This window comes from Bacillus cereus group sp. BfR-BA-01355 (assembly GCF_022663675.1).
Lineage (GTDB): Bacteria > Bacillota > Bacilli > Bacillales > Bacillaceae_G > Bacillus_A > Bacillus_A thuringiensis_S.
The window spans coordinates 24,942-39,266 of record NZ_JAKUFY010000023.1 but is presented as its reverse complement, the minus strand read 5'-3'; the positions used below and the strand labels follow the sequence as shown (position 1 = coordinate 39,266).

The following is a 14,325-nucleotide window of genomic DNA, read 5'->3' as shown; positions in this document are numbered from 1 at the left end:
TCTTGCCTTCGTATGTACACGATAAATGTATCGTATGTAAATACATATTATGTCACTACGTGGCGAGAAATACAAATAATATGACTAGTTATGTACAAATAAAAAAATTTTAAAACTTTTGAAATATGTATATTCGACTTGTAAAGGAACATTTCCTTCTCCATCGAAAAGTTTTATAAATATATTTCTATATTTATAAAACAAGGCACGATTAAAATCGTGCCTTGTTATTTTATTATGCAGCGTTTTCTACTAAGAAGTCTACAGCTTTACGCACTTTAAGATCTTCAGCTAAAGCGTCTACACTTCCAAGAGCTTGCTTGATAGCGTCTACTGGCATACCGTACATTTCAGCCATTTTTTCAACTTCTGCAGTTACTTCTTCTTCAGTAACCTCGATGTTTTCAGCTTCAATGATAGCTTCAAGAACAAGATTGATTCTTACACGTTTTTGTGCATCTTCTTTCATTTGCTCTTTTAATTTGTCAGCGTCAGTACCTGTGAATTGGTAGTAAAGCTCAAGGTTCATACCTTGTTGGCTTAAACGTTGCTCGAATTCACGAACCATACGATCTAACTCAGTGTTGATCATAGCTTCTGGAATTTCGATTTCAGCGTTAGCAGCAGCTAATTCTACTACTTCGTCACGTACTTTGTGCTCAGCTTCGTGCTTTTTGCCTTCTTCTAAGTTTGTGCGAAGTTTTGCTTTTAATTCATCAAGAGTTGCAACCGCTTCGTCTGCTTCTTTAGCGAACTCGTCGTTTAACTCAGGAAGTTCTTTTGTTTTGATTTCGTGAATTGTTACTTTGAATGTTGCTGGTTTGCCAGCTAATTCAGCAGCATGGTACTCTTCTGGGAATGATACTTCAACGTCTTTAGACTCACCAGATTTAAGACCGATTACTTGCTCTTCGAAACCTGGGATGAATGTACCAGAACCGATTGCTAGAGAGTAGTTTTCGCCTTTTCCGCCTTCAAATGCTTCGCCATCAACGAAACCTTCGAAGTCGATTACAGCTGTATCACCGTTTTCAACAGTTCCTTCTTCTTTAACAACTAGTTCAGCTTGACGCTCTTGTAAAGATTTTAATTCGTTCTCTACATCTTCGTCAGTTACAGTTGTTTCAACTTTTTCTACTGCTAAACCTTTGTACTCACCTAATTTAACTTCAGGTTTCACTGTAACTTTTGCAGTGAAGATAAGGTTAGCATTTTTTTCGAACTTCTCGATGTCGATTTCAGGATGATCAACTGGGAAGATACCAGCTTCTTCAATCGCTTCACCGTATACTTTTGGTAAAATGATATCTAAAGCATCTTGGTATAAAGATTCAATACCAAAGCGTTGTTCGAATAATGGACGAGGCATTTTTCCTTTACGGAAACCTGGTACGTTAATTGTTTTTACTACTTTTTTGAACGCAGCGTCGATAGAGTTGTTTACTTCTTTAGCATCAACTTCGATTGTTAAAACGCCAACGTTACCTTCTAATTTTTCCCATTTTGTAGACATTTATTCTTTCCCTCCAACTATAATAATGTATGCACATACCTCTATAGATTAAAATCTTCATTATCTCTTTTTTGAAATAACAAATACACAAATAACCCTCTAGCAAAAGCTTTCAGATATAATGTTCCAATCTACTAATTGCCCAGAAGACAACTACGGTATATTTTGTTCGAGAATAATATGAAACATATTAAGTAAGAGAATTGCACTTCTCTTCTCTTACAAACAGGCAGATTTCTGCCTTTTGCAACCCTTACATTATAACATAGAATATGCTCGTTTCAAGAACTGAACGATTCTTTTTCATAATTATACGGGCAAATATCCTTCTCTTTCAACACGTAATAACCATTGATAGGCAATATGAAACTCTTCCAATTCGATATTATATGCTGCCATAAGCTCTTCTTCATCAATAGCCAATCCGAAACGCTTTCTTCCAATTCTCTCTAAAACAGCTGACCAAATCTCTTCTTTATCCATTAATAGAGCGAATGGGAAAACGCTAATTTGCAACTCTTTCCAATATGTAACCATCGCTTCAAATATATCGGGATAATTTTGCTCTAATCGGCTTGATAATTTATGTATAATGTTATTGGATTGCTCCTCATTATGACCTGTAAATGCTGGAATCACCTTAATCGTATTTCCAAACTTTTCTACCTCTATTTCTTCTTCTACCTGACTTTCTATCATTTTATACAAAATAGAAGTTTTCAAATAGGGGTGCTGCTCTTCGTCTATTAAAAATTTCTTTAAAACAGGTAATGCAAGATCTAAATCTTTTAACGAAAGTCGCTGAATCGCTCTTAGCTTCTGTCCAAAGTTTTCTCCAAAAATTTCATTAGTAAACTCATCCAATTCAAAGTTTGAATCCACTAGCGATGCGTCTCCCTCATTTAGCATACCTTCTGCAAATAAAGCAAGCTGCGCTAATTTTTCCTTTTGATCAGGCATTATATCTTTCGTTTGTAAAACCTTTTCAACAGTTTCAATAACACCTTCATAATCATTTGTTTGAACTAAAATTGTTACGTACGTTTCAAGAATATCACCAAATAAGACAACTCCTGTTTTAAGCAACTGTTCACATTTATCTTTCGCTTCTTCCATACGTTTTAATTCGAGTAAACAAATAACTGAAGCTAATTCCGTTTGTTCCGTTTCCGCATTATACTGACGTAATATTTCAAAGCAACGCAATGCATCTTCGAATTTCCGCTCTTTCAGCGCTAAAAAACCTTCATCAATATAGCGCTCTGATAGTTGTGGAAACAATACGACCGTATTTTCTTTTTTATCCATACGTCCGCCTCTTTTTCTTGATTTTAATTATGCTCAAAGTAAATATATCAAATGCGTAATGAGAACACAACATCCCTAAATCATTTGTTTGAAATATAAAAATATTTAATTTTTATATTCCGATACGAGTAAATCTCTACTAAAAATTAAAATTGTACAAATAAAAATCCCCAGCAACAAGCGCAGAGGATTCATCATTAATGGAAAGCTTTTATAATTGTGGGGTATATTACAAGGGTAATAATTTGGAGAACAATAATTGCCATAAAAATCATGCTAAAATAGAAGATTGGTTTACTTCGCTTCATTAAAAACATAATAATAAGCATCGTACAAGCAAACAAACTTAAGAAGAACAAACTTGTTGTCGAACTAAGTATACCACTTGGGACAAAGAACAATAACACTACACTACAAGTACCTATAATTCCAAATAACCATTCCATTCATTCACTCATTCCCTTTCCCTCTCATAGCTGTTTTCTCTAAGCAATCAAATGTTTCACAACATCGACTACATACGTTAATTTCTCATACGCTACAAATCCAAAAGCAACCGTTAAGCCCGTTACAACTAACCCTTTCATCATTTCTTCCTCCTCGTTTTATCGTTGTTATCTTCATTATAAAAGATTAGCAATTTCTTACCATCGAACTACCTTACAGTTACCTTACAGAATTGTAAGATTTCAAAAAGGGATTGAAAAACACCTCATATCGCTTGAGGTGCTTTCACGAAATTTCTCTATAATCACTTGCAAAATTAGCTTTTTTCTCTTGGTTACTTTTCGGCGAATCGACTCTTAGACTAATAGATTTACTAAATAATTTAGGATCAAAATAATTATGCATTACTTTTCTTAACTTACCTTCAGATATTTTCGTATTACAAGAAAACAAAAAATGAAAATCATGTTAATATATTTTTGTACAATTAAGAATTTAATTTACAAGGGGGATTATATATGTTCAAAAAAGTAGCTGCTGATGTTTTAGGGTTAAGCGATGTAGGTTCTGTCATTACACCGAAAGATTACGATAAAGTTGATGCTGATGATTACGTGATGCACGAAGATGGAGAGAAAATTTATTTTCTAATTAAATCCAAATCAGATGAATATTGCTTCACAAACAAAGGATTACTCCACCTAGATGGTACAAGCGCAACAAGTAAAAAACGCACACTGCGCCGCTATAGCTATAGTAAATATCAAATTAAAAACGTAGCACTTGAAACTGCAGGAACGATTGATTTAGATATAGAAATTAAGTTTCAAATGGGAGATGAGCATTACTCAATTGATGTTCATAAAAAACATATTGAAGAATTAAAAGATTTATATAAGGCTTTACTTAAAATTGAAGAAATTTCATACGACAACGACATTACATTACAATATGCACATAAAAGTTTAGATATGGCATCTAATGCTTTCAGCCGTATTTCAAACGCACAAGTAAACTTAGCAGAGCAATTTAAAGAGATGAACGAGATTGCCTTTAACTGGCTTGTTGATACGAAGAAACAATACAATGTGAAAGATTATGGTTTTGTATTTGAGAAGTTTATTAATAACTAATTTAAAACAAAAAACCTTGTTATCAAAAGATAACAAGGTTTTTTTAGCGTCCCAGGAGAGATTCGAACTCCCGCTCCGCCCATTCCGTACTATTTTATATATTTTGATCGCAGTCTTAATATATCTTCTCCTTCGCGAATGCCTGCCGATCCCTTCCTCACATTTTTTACGACAGTCCAATTCGGGTTAGTTTCATCACCGATGTTCTGTACTGTAAAGTTGCCGTCACCATATTTCCGTTGACCTTCTGCCAATTTCTCCGTTAAATCATTCTCTTTTGTTCTCGCCATCTTTGCGCCATCTCCCTTTTTATACAACCTTCTTAAACTGTCCAACTAATCACACGTCCAGTCAATTGGAGATTCTCGTTTTCCGCTTCTATTAATTGTAACACACTATCAGGGATAAGTTCCGATAACGGCTACTCAATCACACTAGAATGGTAAAAACTTTTATAACATTGCAAGTGAACAATTAGGAGAATCTGGATATGGATTTGAGTTCTACCATAAGCCTATTGATTCTTTAAATTAAATATGAGGAACAGGGCGCATAAAGTGTAACTTTAATCAACCCTCACCAATCGGACTTTTACGGACAGCCCGACCCCACCTAACTTCTTTGCTTCCGCTGAATTTTGAGGTGGGGGTCTTACTGCCCGGCAAATAGCGGGATAAACGGCGCTCTTTTTATTTAAGAAAAGAAGTACATATGCAACTGCTTAATATCGAAGGAAAGGTCGCAGATATTAAGAATGAACTACACTTATAACCCAAACATCAATTTTTAGACAAACAAAAACCTTGTTATCAAAAGATAACAAGGTTTTTGTTAGCGTCCCAGGAGAGATTCGAACTCCCGACCGTACGCTTAGAAGGCGTATGCTCTATCCGGCTGAGCTACTGGGACATGGAGCGGGTGAAGAGAATCGAACTCTCGACCAGAGCTTGGAAGGCTCTTGTTTTACCACTAAACTACACCCGCATATGTTATTTTCTTTTCTTCGTTAGCGCCGTTGCCCTATCGACAATATTTATTATATGTATAACCATACATAAAGTCAACACCTTTTTTAAAAGAGGATAAATTTTATTATCCTCTTTTAAAAACTGCTTGTTCAACTAGTTGTCCGTCTAATGTTTCAAAACGAACTTCCATTTGATTTTCATCCATTTCTAATACAGCAAATGTCTTTTCTACACGCTGACGTGGTAATAAAATACTGCCTGGATTAATAAATAAAACGCCGTCGATTAATTCCGCACCTAATACGTGAGAATGTCCGAAGCATGCAACTTGCGCTCCTACTTCTTCCGCATGGTACGCTAGCGTTTGTAATGTCATTTTCACATTATGGCGATGTCCATGCACAACTAAGAAGCGAATTCCATTTACATCAGTTACAATTTCATCTTGAAAGTTAGCATAATCACAGTTTCCTTTTACAACACGGAAACCTTGCATTTCTTCATGAGCAGGCGTTAGCTCTGAATCACCGCAATGAATCATGATATCTACTTTCCCTTCATATTTCTCTTTCAACTGCTGTAATTCCTTCACAGAGCTATGACTATCGCTTACGATTAAAGCTTTCATCATACTCTCTCCCTTATTCTCCTAAAAACCATTCCGGGATTTTTTCTTCTAACTTACGAAGAGCACGACCACGGTGGCTAATAGCATTTTTCTCATCTGAACTTAATTCCGCCATTGCTTTTTTGTATTCTTCCACATAAAAGATCGGATCGTATCCAAAACCATTTTCCCCGCGGCGTTGTTCTAAAATAAATCCTTCACATGTCCCATTTACAATGACAGGCTTTTTATCACCTTCAGGGAAAGCAACTGCTAATGCACAATAGAAACGTGCTTTACGCTTTTCAAAGTCAATGCCATTTAATTCTTGTAACACTTTATCGATATTTGCTTGATCATTTTTCGGTTCACCAGCAAAACGCGCTGAATACACTCCTGGTTTTCCGTTTAAAGCATCTACAATAAGACCCGAATCATCCGCAATTACGATCGAATTCAGCTGTCTACTCAAACTATCCGCTTTTAAGATCGCATTTTCTTCAAATGTTTCACCTGTTTCTTCAACTTCTTCAATATGAGGAAAATCGTGTAATGATTTTACTTCTAAATCAAATCGCTCAAATAACTCAGCAAACTCACGTACTTTACCCATATTTTTTGTCGCTACAACAACTTGTTTCATACTTTCCACCTCTACTCTATATGAGATACGATGTCGCCTAAAGCTTCTTTTTGCATATCAATCAGTTGGAAAATGCCTTTTTCCGCAGCATCAAGTAGTTCATTTAACTGCGCTCTACTAAACGTCGCTTCTTCTCCAGTTCCTTGCACTTCAACAAATTGGCCTTTTCCAGTCATAATCACGTTCATATCAACGTCTGCTTTAGAATCTTCTGCATAGTTTAAATCTAAAACAACACCTTGCTCTTCAACAATCCCTACTGACGTTGCTGCTAAATAATCTTTTACTGGAATTTTAGATACTTTTTCTGCTTGTAATAACTTCTCAAAAGCTAGTACCATCGCTACATATGCACCTGTAATAGACGCTGTTCTCGTTCCACCATCTGCTTGGATAACATCACAGTCAATCCAAACTGTTCTCTCGCCAAGCGCTTCTAAATCAACTACCGCACGTAATGCTCGTCCAATTAGACGCTGAATTTCCATTGTACGTCCTGTTACTTTCCCTTTGCTTGACTCTCTAATTGTACGTTGTTCTGTTGCACGCGGAATCATCGCGTATTCAGCTGTTACCCAGCCCTTTCCTTCTCCACGCATAAACGGTGGTACACGCTCTTCAATTGTCGCTGAGCAAATCACCTTTGTATCCCCAACTTCAATTAATACAGATCCCTCTGGATGTTTTAAATAATTCGTATGAATATGTATATGGCGTAATTCTGTTTTCTCTCTACCATCTACTCGCATAAAAATAACCTCCTCTTAATTACTACTCGTTAGTATAGCCAATTTTAAATGTATGATATGTATACAATAAAAGAAGGAGAACCCAAAAAGCAATTCTCCTTTCTTACTTAAGTATATCAAATTATTCAAGATTAAAAACTACCTGTATTCACGTTTTCTGGACGATCTACAGGTTTTATTAACTTTCCGCCCTTTTCATCTATAAGATTCGCTTTTCCATTCACTTCAATAGAAACATTTTTCACACCTTTCTTTTCTGTTAAAGATAAAACTAACGACTTCAATACGTAATTTGAAATCATATTTTTATCTGGGTTTACAAATATATTTTCATTAAAGTTTAATGTAAGATTTCCGTCTTGTAATTTCGGATTCGTAATAAGCTTAACGCCTGGATTAAAATCATTCAGGAGCGATTGATGAATCGGACCTTTTACAAGCTCATCTATAATTGCTGCATAATCATTTTCTTTTCCTTCAGCAACGCGGCGCGTTACTGGTACGTAATATTGCTGTTTATTATTATTTTGCGCCATAAAATACAGTGTGACTGGTTTTGTATTTGTTACATCTGCTACTTGTTCATCATCGAAGTTAATACCATTTGCACGACTCACTCCTTCACCAAGCGGTGTACCACCAACAGGCATCTTTGCCAATTTCTCACCATTTATTTGGAACTGCACTTGTTTTATCTCTGTAAATTGCGTCAACGTCCACGCTATAGATTCAACGATTTGCCGCTCTTCTTCTTTCGCATAGTTTTTCATTTCTTTAGAGAAATCAATAACTGCCGTCCCGTCCTTTTTCAAATCTAAGGTCATCGTTGTATTCGCCGGAATGACTGCACGAAACCCATTCGGTAATAAATTCGTTACTGGTCCATCTTTCACAAGGTATTCTAACGTTTGCTTCACAGTCTCATTTGCTTTCGGAGTAGGTATAGCTAATGTTTGTGGTACAACATAACCATTTTTATCAACAAGGTATAGTTCTCTATTTACCATTTGCCCTTGCTTATCTTTTTTAGCTACTTCTTTCTTCCCACCCTCTGTATACGTAACTTGTTTTGGCGGATCAATTTGTTCAGTTGCTTTCTCCTGATTTATAAAGCCACACCCTGTTAGTAAAACAGCGCTCACAGTAGCACCAACAACCCATTTAAAAGTGGATTTAGGCATGCCATTCCCCCCTAAAATCTAAGTTTGTACTATTATGTATACGAGCCGTTTCACATTTTAGAACAAGCTGTGCCTCTTATATAGTGAAACTTTAATCAGTGGGAGTTTTGCTCATCCCCCACATAACTTCTTTTCTTCCGCTGAATTTTGAGGTGGGGGTCTTACTGCCCGGAAAATAGCGGGATAAACAAAAACTCCTGATTTCTCAGGAGCTTACTTATATGAATTCTACTATTATTCTTTTTCTAAATGAATATGCTTCACATTTTCAATCGGTTGACCGAACCATTTTGATGCAATTTCTTTAAACAAGCCTATTTTTCCTGTTGTTAAGAAGAGATGATCACTTTGTTCTTCTCCTTCATTCAACATTTTACTATGATATAAGATTGTACTTACTTCACGTGCTGTTTCATCACCAGAACTAATTAGTTGTACTTTATCTCCCATTACTTTTTTAATAACAGGTCCTAAAATCGGATAATGTGTACACCCTAATATAAGGGTATCAATATCGGTACTTTTCAGTGGTTGCAGCGTTTCTCTTACAACTTCGTACGCCATTTCACTTTCGAAATTCCCACTCTCTACAAGTTCAACGAAAGGTGGACAAGCTAAACTTTCTACCATAACACGGTTATTAATAGACTTTAACGCCTCTTCGTATGCACCACTTTTCACGGTTCCAATCGTTCCAATAATCCCAACATGATACGTGTTTGTCACTTTTAAAGCTGTACGTGATCCTGGGTGAATAACTCCTACTACTGGAATTGGTAATTGTTTTTGCATCTCTTCTAATACAACTGCAGTTGCTGTATTACACGCAATAACTAACATTTTAATATTTAAATCTAGTAAATGCTCCGTCATTTCCCACGTAAATTGACGCACTTCTTCTCGAGAACGTGGACCATAAGGACAACGTGCTGTATCTCCTAAATATATGATACGCTCTTTCGGCAACTGACGAATTAATTCCTTCGCTACTGTTAAACCGCCAACTCCTGAATCGATAACACCGATTGCTCTATTCAACTTCATCACCCGTTTTCTCATTCATCATCTTTTATGTTTATCATTATATTTTACACACTTTAAGTTCGCTCACTTCAAATGCTTCTGTATGAAAATTTTCATTTACCCATGTATAGACTAGGACCTTTTTTATTTTGCTCCTTTTTTTCGTAATTTGCAAGACAGAAAAATAACCGACCTTCTATAAGAAAGTCGGTTTCTTCTATATAAGGTGCATACTCATTGCTCCATCTTTTTTTGAAAAGAAGACATTCCCATTAATAAGAAGAAATGAGCAGAAATTAAAATGACGAGCAAAATAAAATTCAATCGATAACTATTTGTAGATTCCATAATTTTGCTCGCTACAGCTGGTCCAAATGCCATACCGAAAAAGTTAATTAAATTATATAAACCAAGACCAACTCCAACTTTAGCTGGATTTAATGTTTTGGGTATAAATGTGTTTAATGATACTTGAATTGCCGAATAACTCATAAATGTTAAAATAACCGCAAATAAAATAAAGAGTAAGTTCCCATTCGGAATAATCCCTAAAATTAAAAAGCCCATGATCATAACTACAGACGCTACATACATCATCCTCACATTCCCAAACGAAGGAATAATCTTTCCGGTAATAACACTAGATACAATACCAAAGAGAGATGCAACAAACAATACAATTCCAATAACGAATGGAGACAATCCGTGTCCTCTTCCTAACAGTAATGGTAATAATAATAAACTAGCACATAACGCCACATTAATGATAAATCCGACCGCTATTAAACGAAGTAATGGTTTATTTGTAAACAACTCAATATCAATAAACGGCGACTCTGTTCTCTTCATATGAGCCCTGAATAAAAATAGGAAAGCAACAGATAACACAAAAAGCCAACTATTAATATTCACTCCTAATAAAATGGTCGTAATCAATACAAATAATAAAACTGCTCCAATGAAATCAAAGCGAAACACTTCATCGGTATGTTGCGCCTCTTCTGGCATAAATTTTACGAGCAAGAAAATACCAATCATTGAAATAACCATAAATAAAAATAAATACGGCCACCCTAACGTATTTGTAATTGCCCCACCAACTAAAGGTCCAATACCAACCGCTAATGCAATAGAAGAACTAATCATTGCTAACGCACCCGGTTTTTTAGCTGGAGCAACTAATTTTGCCACCGCAATCATACTGAGCGCAATAAACGCTGCTCCCCCGCTCGCCTGCACTAACCTTGCGAAAATGATAATCTCATAAGATTGATTCACAAACCCAACAATAGAACCAGCTACAAATATGATAATAGAAATAATTAATAGCCTTTTTACACTGTAACGATCAGCCAGTTTTCCATATATCATCGAACCAATACCGACAACTAAAGAATACCCCACTACAACCCAACTTACTTTCGATTGACTAATTGATAAATCATTGGCAATATCCTCTAGCGCTACATTAAATAACACAGCGTTCATCGGTCCTAACAAAACAATAAAACATAATGTAAAAACAAACCATTTCGAATGGTTACTTATATCTTTCCCCATGTGTAACACTCTCCTGATTGCAATTTTAAAATTGTCAAACTATAGATGAAAAATGAAGTTATTTAAATGTTGTATCACCACTAAACAACTTCATTAAATGTATAAAAGGTACTACCTTATCGCGCGATAAAGTGAAACTTTAACCAGCCCTCATCAATCGGACTTTTACGGGCAGTTGATCCCCCACCTAACTTCTTTGCTTCCGCTGAATTTTGAGGTGGGGGTCTTACTGCCCGGAAAATAGCGGGGTAAATTGAATTCGACACGAAACAAGAATGTTGTTCGATATTCATGGAACTATCATAGTTTCAGCATTACAGTTTGTCAACGAAAAATATACAAACTAAACTAATTTAGCCTTTTTAGTTTACTTTGTTCGAAATTTATTATACACTAATTTCGAACCCGATATGAGAAGGACTGGCATGATTATTCAAATTTGCATTTTTTAACTTAATAAGACGAAACGAATACAGAACTTTTATATAGAAGAGACATTATAGGAGGATTATGATGAAGAAAAAAATGTTAGTTGTATTAACAAGTGTAGAAAAATATCCAAATTTAAATAGGGCTACCGGACTTTGGCTTGGTGAAGCTGTACATTTCGTAAAAAAAGTAGAAGAAGCGGGTTACGAAGTCGATTATGTCAGCCCACAAGGCGGTTATACACCAATTGATCCACATAGTTTAGCAATGGCGGAGAGCGTCGATTGGGAATGGTATCAAAAGAAAGAGTTTATGAATCGCCTCGGTTCTACAATGAAACCGAGTGAAGTGAATCCAGAAGACTACGCTGTTATTTATTACGCAGGTGGTCACGGGGTTATTTGGGACTTCCCAGAAAATAAACAACTTCAAAATATTTGCCGCAACATTTATGAAAACGGCGGAATTGTTTCTTCCGTTTGTCATGGAGCTGCTGGTTTATTTCATATTACATTAAGTAATGGGGATCGTTTAATTAGTGGTAAGAAGGTAACAGGCTTTTCAAATGAAGAAGAAAAATTAGCTGAATTAGATCAATTCGTTCCATTTTTAACAGAAGATGAACTCATTAAAAATGGAGGACTTTACGAAAAAGCCGCGCAACCGTGGGAAGCTTATGCTTTAGAAGATAATCGTGTTATCACTGGTCAAAACCCAGCTTCAGGTGGTCCAGTAGCCGAATTAGTATTAAAACAGTTACAAAAATAATATGTACTAAAAAAGCAGATTTCCCTCTATTAAGGGAGATCTGCTTTTTTACGAAATCATTTGCAAAATAGCAATAACTTCTTTTTCAATTTCCGAATCATCAATTGCATCTATATACTCTGGTTTAAAAAGTTGATACTTCTTCAATTGATAAAAATCAAGTATCGCTTTCTTTAACGTAATATCGTACTGAATACAAAAAGAATGATCTATAATACGTCTTAACATCACATCATCTTGCACCATAAATAATTGTGCGTTCATCTTATTAAAGTAGCCTTGTTCCATACCCGCTTCAAAAAACATTTGCAAATTATGATTACGATTTTGTTGTGCAGCGACTAATTGATCCGACAAATGCGGATATGCTTCTTTCAAATCTTGCAAAAAAACATCCGAAATATATGTCACACATTTTAAAGAATGGATAAATGTCTTTTGGAACCGTTCTGTAAATGACATACTTTCATCTTGATTATCCGCATCACCTTCGAGTAGATAGTTCATGAAATCCTCTACTACCGCCTCAATAATTTCATCTTTCGAAGAAAAACGTTTATATAAAGTAGCTTTACTAATATCCATATATTTCGCAATTTCATCTATTTTCAATTGGCTAAAACTCGCCTTTCTAATAACGGGCTTGATTTTATTAATATAAGTATTTGCACATGCGACTTTTCTCATTTAAAAGAGCCTCCCCTTTTGTCCATACAAAATAGTATAGCAAATTCACGATTAATTATAAATGAAGTCACTATACTCAATACATCTTTTTAGTTTAAGGGTTCATTTACACTATAGAAAAAATGCCCGCTACCTTTATGAGTAGCGAGCACCTTTTCTATAATTTATTTACAGCCCTTTTTATAGCCTTACCCATTTCCACACTAGACTGCGGGTTTTGTCCTGTAATTAAATGTCCATCTACTACCACATGTGACGTAAAATTGGGGGCTATATAAAACAAAGCTCCTTCTTCTTTCAACTTACTTTCTAACAAAAACGGAACGCGCTTTTCTAAATGTACAGCTTTTTCTTCATCGTTTGTATAACCCGTTATACGCTTACCGGCAACAAAAAACGAGCCATCCTTATTTTTCACACCGACTAAGGAGCTTACTCCGTGACAAACAGCCGCTACAATCCGGTTATTGTTATACATATTCTCAATCAAATTTGCTACATATGGATTACCTGGAAAATCTACAATCGCCCCGTGCCCACCACCAAATAAAACCGCATCATAGTCCGAAAAATGAACCTTTGAAATCGGTCTCGTATTTTGCAATAAAGACGCAACGTGCTTGAATTCGCGAGGTATACCATTCGGAATAGACACTCTATCTATAGGTACTCTTCCGCCTTTTATCGACACAATATCAACATCAAACTTAGCCTTTTTAAATAAATGATAAGGAGCTGCAAGCTCTTCAAGCCACAAACCAGTCGGGTGTCCATTCATATCATGAGCACTTGTTGAAACTAACAGTATCCTTTTCAACATATCCCCTCCTTATTACCTATTTATGTATGTAATCTTCTTATCATTCATATAGCAAGTGAAACAAACAGAAAAATAGCCGACTCTTTATATAAAAGTCGGCTGCTTTCTTATAGTTCGAGCTCTCCCATACGAAGAAGCTCAACAACTGCTTGTGAACGTCCTTTAACCCCTAGCTTTTGCATTGCGTTTGAGATGTGGTTACGAACTGTCTTTTCACTTATAAAAAGTTCACCTGCAATTTCCTTCGTTGTTTTATCTTGAACCAGTAATTCAAATACTTCTCTTTCTCTCTTTGTGAGTAAAGGTTTAGATTGATACGCTTTTTCCTTCAACTGGTATAACCCTCCTTGCTTAAGCCAGAGCTGTGTATGTGTAAGTTGGGTGTTTATTTAGTCAAGATATTGTATGAACGAAATGTGCAGGTGGTGAATAAAAATGGGCTTTATTTCCCATGTTATTTTAGACTTTTATACATTGCGTACACTCTTT

General features: G+C 35.7%; 15 protein-coding genes and 2 tRNA genes. 2 read left to right on the top strand and 15 right to left on the bottom strand.

The window, feature by feature from the left end; translation table 11 throughout:
- Positions 1-235: 235 nt before the first annotated feature.
- From tig to MR167_RS10470, 3 genes are all read right to left on the bottom strand, one after another.
- Complete coding sequence (gene tig / locus MR167_RS10480) at positions 236-1,513, bottom strand: trigger factor (protein ID WP_242314540.1); 1,278 nt, start codon at positions 1,511-1,513, stop codon at positions 236-238.
- Between the two features lie 309 nt (positions 1,514-1,822).
- Positions 1,823-2,821 (bottom strand): hypothetical protein, encoded by a 999-nt coding sequence (locus MR167_RS10475; protein ID WP_000358275.1) that lies wholly within the window; start codon positions 2,819-2,821, stop codon positions 1,823-1,825.
- A 197-nt stretch (positions 2,822-3,018) separates the two neighbouring features.
- Positions 3,019-3,267 carry a hypothetical protein gene (locus MR167_RS10470; protein WP_242314538.1) on the bottom strand — a complete coding sequence of 83 codons (249 nt, stop codon included), beginning with the start codon at positions 3,265-3,267 and terminating at the stop codon, positions 3,019-3,021.
- A gap of 519 nt (positions 3,268-3,786) precedes the next feature.
- Between MR167_RS10470 and MR167_RS10465 the strand changes: the two genes are divergently transcribed.
- Complete coding sequence (locus tag MR167_RS10465; protein ID WP_000475213.1) at positions 3,787-4,401, top strand: PH domain-containing protein; 615 nt, start codon at positions 3,787-3,789, stop codon at positions 4,399-4,401.
- Positions 4,402-4,490: 89 nt separating this feature from the next.
- Here the strand turns inward: MR167_RS10465 and MR167_RS10460 are convergent, their stop codons facing one another.
- From MR167_RS10460 to MR167_RS10420, 9 genes are all read right to left on the bottom strand, one after another.
- Positions 4,491-4,691 (bottom strand): hypothetical protein, encoded by a 201-nt coding sequence (locus MR167_RS10460; RefSeq protein WP_000124591.1) that lies wholly within the window; start codon positions 4,689-4,691, stop codon positions 4,491-4,493.
- A 545-nt stretch (positions 4,692-5,236) separates the two neighbouring features.
- A tRNA-Arg gene (locus MR167_RS10455) sits at positions 5,237-5,310 on the bottom strand.
- A 1-nt stretch (position 5,311) separates the two neighbouring features.
- Positions 5,312-5,385, bottom strand: a tRNA-Gly gene (locus MR167_RS10450).
- 108 nt (positions 5,386-5,493) lie between these two features.
- Positions 5,494-5,997: a metallophosphoesterase gene (locus tag MR167_RS10445; RefSeq protein WP_000645510.1), complete on the bottom strand. Its 504-nt coding sequence runs from the start codon at positions 5,995-5,997 to the stop codon at positions 5,494-5,496.
- A 13-nt stretch (positions 5,998-6,010) separates the two neighbouring features.
- The gene (locus MR167_RS10440; protein ID WP_000815946.1) at positions 6,011-6,619 is read right to left on the bottom strand and encodes an XTP/dITP diphosphatase; all 609 of its coding nucleotides are present in this window, start codon (positions 6,617-6,619) and stop codon (positions 6,011-6,013) included.
- Positions 6,620-6,630: 11 nt separating this feature from the next.
- Positions 6,631-7,368: a ribonuclease PH gene (gene rph, locus MR167_RS10435; protein ID WP_001261763.1), complete on the bottom strand. Its 738-nt coding sequence runs from the start codon at positions 7,366-7,368 to the stop codon at positions 6,631-6,633.
- A gap of 131 nt (positions 7,369-7,499) precedes the next feature.
- Positions 7,500-8,549 carry a spore germination protein GerM gene (gene gerM / locus MR167_RS10430; protein ID WP_001126747.1) on the bottom strand — a complete coding sequence of 350 codons (1,050 nt, stop codon included), beginning with the start codon at positions 8,547-8,549 and terminating at the stop codon, positions 7,500-7,502.
- A 234-nt stretch (positions 8,550-8,783) separates the two neighbouring features.
- Complete coding sequence (gene racE, locus MR167_RS10425; protein ID WP_000774005.1) at positions 8,784-9,593, bottom strand: glutamate racemase; 810 nt, start codon at positions 9,591-9,593, stop codon at positions 8,784-8,786.
- 213 nt (positions 9,594-9,806) lie between these two features.
- Positions 9,807-11,132, bottom strand: a complete 1,326-nt coding sequence (locus MR167_RS10420) for an MFS transporter (protein WP_000513862.1) — start codon at positions 11,130-11,132, stop codon at positions 9,807-9,809.
- A gap of 513 nt (positions 11,133-11,645) precedes the next feature.
- Between MR167_RS10420 and MR167_RS10415 the strand changes: the two genes are divergently transcribed.
- Positions 11,646-12,329, top strand: a complete 684-nt coding sequence (locus MR167_RS10415) for a type 1 glutamine amidotransferase domain-containing protein (protein ID WP_000728522.1) — start codon at positions 11,646-11,648, stop codon at positions 12,327-12,329.
- A gap of 48 nt (positions 12,330-12,377) precedes the next feature.
- On the opposite strand, the gene MR167_RS10410 is transcribed toward MR167_RS10415, so the two are convergent.
- From MR167_RS10410 to gerE, 3 genes are all read right to left on the bottom strand, one after another.
- The gene (locus MR167_RS10410) at positions 12,378-13,016 is read right to left on the bottom strand and encodes a TetR/AcrR family transcriptional regulator (protein ID WP_001233010.1); all 639 of its coding nucleotides are present in this window, start codon (positions 13,014-13,016) and stop codon (positions 12,378-12,380) included.
- A gap of 157 nt (positions 13,017-13,173) precedes the next feature.
- On the bottom strand, positions 13,174-13,836 hold the full coding sequence (locus MR167_RS10405) for a type 1 glutamine amidotransferase domain-containing protein (protein WP_098829521.1): 663 nt from the start codon (positions 13,834-13,836) through the stop codon (positions 13,174-13,176).
- 107 nt (positions 13,837-13,943) lie between these two features.
- Positions 13,944-14,168 (bottom strand): spore germination transcription factor GerE, encoded by a 225-nt coding sequence (gene gerE, locus MR167_RS10400; RefSeq protein WP_000659484.1) that lies wholly within the window; start codon positions 14,166-14,168, stop codon positions 13,944-13,946.
- Between the last annotated feature and the right edge of the window lie 157 nt (positions 14,169-14,325).

Excerpts from the sequence above, each read along its gene's own strand:
- tig (WP_242314540.1), bottom strand. The coding sequence starts at position 1,513 with ATGTCTACAAAATGGGAAAAATTAGAAGGTAACGTTGGCGTTTTAACA.
- MR167_RS10475 (WP_000358275.1), bottom strand. The coding sequence starts at position 2,821 with ATGGATAAAAAAGAAAATACGGTCGTATTGTTTCCACAACTATCAGAG.
- MR167_RS10470 (WP_242314538.1), bottom strand. The coding sequence starts at position 3,267 with ATGGAATGGTTATTTGGAATTATAGGTACTTGTAGTGTAGTGTTATTG.
- MR167_RS10465 (WP_000475213.1), top strand. The coding sequence starts at position 3,787 with ATGTTCAAAAAAGTAGCTGCTGATGTTTTAGGGTTAAGCGATGTAGGT.
- MR167_RS10460 (WP_000124591.1), bottom strand. The coding sequence starts at position 4,691 with ATGGCGAGAACAAAAGAGAATGATTTAACGGAGAAATTGGCAGAAGGT.
- MR167_RS10445 (WP_000645510.1), bottom strand. The coding sequence starts at position 5,997 with ATGAAAGCTTTAATCGTAAGCGATAGTCATAGCTCTGTGAAGGAATTA.
- MR167_RS10440 (WP_000815946.1), bottom strand. The coding sequence starts at position 6,619 with ATGAAACAAGTTGTTGTAGCGACAAAAAATATGGGTAAAGTACGTGAG.
- rph (WP_001261763.1), bottom strand. The coding sequence starts at position 7,368 with ATGCGAGTAGATGGTAGAGAGAAAACAGAATTACGCCATATACATATT.
- gerM (WP_001126747.1), bottom strand. The coding sequence starts at position 8,549 with ATGCCTAAATCCACTTTTAAATGGGTTGTTGGTGCTACTGTGAGCGCT.
- racE (WP_000774005.1), bottom strand. The coding sequence starts at position 9,593 with ATGAAGTTGAATAGAGCAATCGGTGTTATCGATTCAGGAGTTGGCGGT.
- MR167_RS10420 (WP_000513862.1), bottom strand. The coding sequence starts at position 11,132 with ATGGGGAAAGATATAAGTAACCATTCGAAATGGTTTGTTTTTACATTA.
- MR167_RS10415 (WP_000728522.1), top strand. The coding sequence starts at position 11,646 with ATGAAGAAAAAAATGTTAGTTGTATTAACAAGTGTAGAAAAATATCCA.
- MR167_RS10410 (WP_001233010.1), bottom strand. The coding sequence starts at position 13,016 with ATGAGAAAAGTCGCATGTGCAAATACTTATATTAATAAAATCAAGCCC.
- MR167_RS10405 (WP_098829521.1), bottom strand. The coding sequence starts at position 13,836 with ATGTTGAAAAGGATACTGTTAGTTTCAACAAGTGCTCATGATATGAAT.